The sequence below is a fragment of the Nostoc sp. CCY0012 genome (assembly GCF_963920855.1).
Lineage (GTDB): Bacteria > Cyanobacteriota > Cyanobacteriia > Cyanobacteriales > Nostocaceae > Cyanocohniella.
In genome coordinates this window covers 1-2,592 of sequence record NZ_CAWUDM010000218.1, presented here as the reverse complement: position 1 = coordinate 2,592, position 2,592 = coordinate 1, and the positions used below count along the sequence as shown (strand labels likewise).

Annotated in this window: 2 protein-coding genes and 1 pseudogene; 2 read left to right on the top strand and 1 reads right to left on the bottom strand. The window is 49.2% G+C overall.

What is annotated here, in order from left to right:
- Positions 1-266, top strand: a pseudogene (locus ACM0OS_RS28750) (hypothetical protein); the annotation flags it as partial.
- Here the strand turns inward: ACM0OS_RS28750 and rsmH are convergent.
- Entirely contained in the window at positions 191-1,081 is an 891-nt protein-coding gene (gene rsmH / locus ACM0OS_RS28745) for a 16S rRNA (cytosine(1402)-N(4))-methyltransferase RsmH (RefSeq protein WP_414546585.1), read from the bottom strand. The pseudogene ACM0OS_RS28750 and the gene rsmH overlap by 76 nt on opposite strands.
- Before the next feature lie 225 nt (positions 1,082-1,306).
- Here rsmH and ACM0OS_RS28740 point away from each other — a divergent pair, with 225 nt between their 5' ends.
- Entirely contained in the window at positions 1,307-2,491 is a 1,185-nt protein-coding gene (locus tag ACM0OS_RS28740; RefSeq protein WP_414546584.1) for an NAD(P)H-quinone oxidoreductase subunit H, read from the top strand.
- The last annotated feature ends 101 nt before the right edge of the window (positions 2,492-2,592 follow it).

Below are 2,592 nucleotides of genomic sequence, written 5' to 3'. Positions count from 1 at the left end.
GAGGCAGGGGGCAGGGAGCAGAGGCAGGGGGGCAGGGGAGCCACTGCGGTGGACGGGTTCCCCGGCATAAAGGAGCCAGTCGCGTGGGCGGGTTTCCCGACTTGAGCGGACTGGCGTCAAGTGGCGTGGCAGGGGGCAGGGGGGAAATTTCTTCGTTACTTCCTACTCCCTACTCCCCACTCCCCACTCCCTACTCCCCACATCTCTCGGCTATGCGTAATTTAGCAGAACGCGATCGCGGATTGTTGGCAAGTTCATCTTCTTGAGCAGTAATTGGTTTTTTTGTCAATATCTTTAATAAAGGTGAATTGCGTAAATCATGCTTGACTGGGCGGTCTTCCAGGCTGTGAAAACTAATAATGGCTATTCTGCCACCAGGAACAAGGGCGTTGGGGGCTTGTGCTAAAAAGGTTTCTAAAGACTTTAACTCGTCATTGACGAAAATTCGCAAGGCTTGAAACACACGGGTAGCCGGATGGATTCTCCCGTGACGGTATTTAGGCGGGACAGCATAAGCGATCGCCTCAGCTAATTCTGTGGTTGTCTGAAATGGCCGTCTTTCCACAATGCGTCTGGCAATGCGCCGCGATAATCTTTCTTCACCATATTTAAAAAAAATATCTGCTAATTCCCCTTCATCCCATTCATTAATCACCTCAGCAGCAGTTAGCGATTGCCGCTGATCCATTCGCATATCTAAATTGGCAGTGTGGCGAAAGCTAAAACCCCGTTCCGGCTGATCCAAATGATAAGAACTCACCCCCAAATCAGCCAGGATGCCATCAAAGGTGTTAGGAGTATATTTATAAGACGCAAAATTGCTGAGAATAAATTGTACTCGTTCTCCATACTCAGCTAACTGCTGCTGCGCTGCCGCTAAAGCATCTTCATCTTGGTCAATTGCCGTCAACCGCACATCCGGTGCAGCTTCCAAAATAAGACGACTATGACCACCACCGCCCACCGTCGCATCCAAATAATGACCGCCGGGACGTATAGCCAACCCCTCAACGACTTCCCGACTTAACACAGGCACATGAAGAAATTCCTGCGCCTCAATTCCCTGAATCTCAAGCTCCATATAATAATTGAAGAAGTGAAACAAAATGCAACATCAAGTAAAATCCCCTCGCTGCCACCCCTCTCCAACATACTCCTGTATGGGTAATAGATGTAGACGCCCCCAGGGTGACTTCTCCAAGATATTTCCCTTACTAACCTGATTTTGGCAGAAAAGATCATTCGGGTCTGGTGGGCATCAACGCGATTCAAGTTGAAATTTTCATAATGGGAGAACACGGAACTTATGGCACAACTAGAAACCCGCACCGAACCAATGGTGCTGAACATGGGGCCACACCACCCTTCAATGCACGGGGTTTTGCGGTTAATTGTCACTTTAGATGGTGAAGATGTCGTTGATTGTGAACCAGTCATCGGCTACCTGCACCGGGGAATGGAAAAAATTGCCGAAAACCGGACTACTATCATGTACGTCCCCTACGTTAGTCGCTGGGACTACGCCGCAGGGATGTTTAATGAAGCAGTCACCGTCAACGCCCCAGAACAATTGGCAGGTATAGCGGTTCCCAAACGCGCCAGCTACATTCGCGTAATCATGCTGGAACTCAACCGCATTGCTAATCACTTACTGTGGTTCGGCCCCTTCCTCGCTGACGTCGGCGCCCAAACTCCCTTCTTCTACCAGTTCCGGGAACGGGAGATGATTTACGATTTATGGGAAGCCGCCACCGGATATCGGATGGTAAACAACAACTACTTCCGTGTCGGTGGTGTAGCAGCTGATTTACCTTATGGTTGGGTAGATAAATGTTTGGACTTCTGCGACTACTTATTACCCAAAGTCGATGAATACGAACGTTTGGTAACTGATAACCCCATATTCCGCCGTCGTGTTGAGGGTATTGGTACGATCACCCGCGAACAAGCAATTAACTGGGGATTATCTGGCCCCATGTTACGTGCTTCTGGCGTTAAGTGGGATTTGCGGAAAGTTGACCACTACGAATGCTACGACGACTTCGATTGGGACGTACAGTGGGAAACCGTCGGTGATTGCTTCGCCCGTTACGTTGTGCGGATGCGAGAAATGCGCGAATCAGTGAAAATTATTCGCCAAGCCATCAAAGGACTACCTGGAGGCCCTTACGAAAACCTCGAAGCCAAGCGCATGGCGGCTGGGAAAAAATCTGAGTGGGATGCCTTTGATTACCAATACATTGGCAAAAAAGTTTCACCCACCTTTAAAATGCCCAAAGGTGAAATCTACTCCCGTGTCGAAAGCGGCAAAGGTGAACTAGGAATTTATCTAGTTGGTGATGATAATCCCTTCCCCTGGCGCTGGAAAATTCGCCCAGCCGATTTCAACAACCTGCAAATTGTCCCAGAATTACTGCGAGGAATGAAGGTTGCAGATATTGTCGTCATTCTCGGCAGCGTGGACGTGATCATGGGATCTGTCGATAGATAGAGACTGAGGGACTTGGGGACTGGGGAATAGGCAATAGGTATAGGTAATAGATAAAATTTTGGTTATAGCCAGAGTTTCCCCCCTGCCCCTTGCCCCCTGCC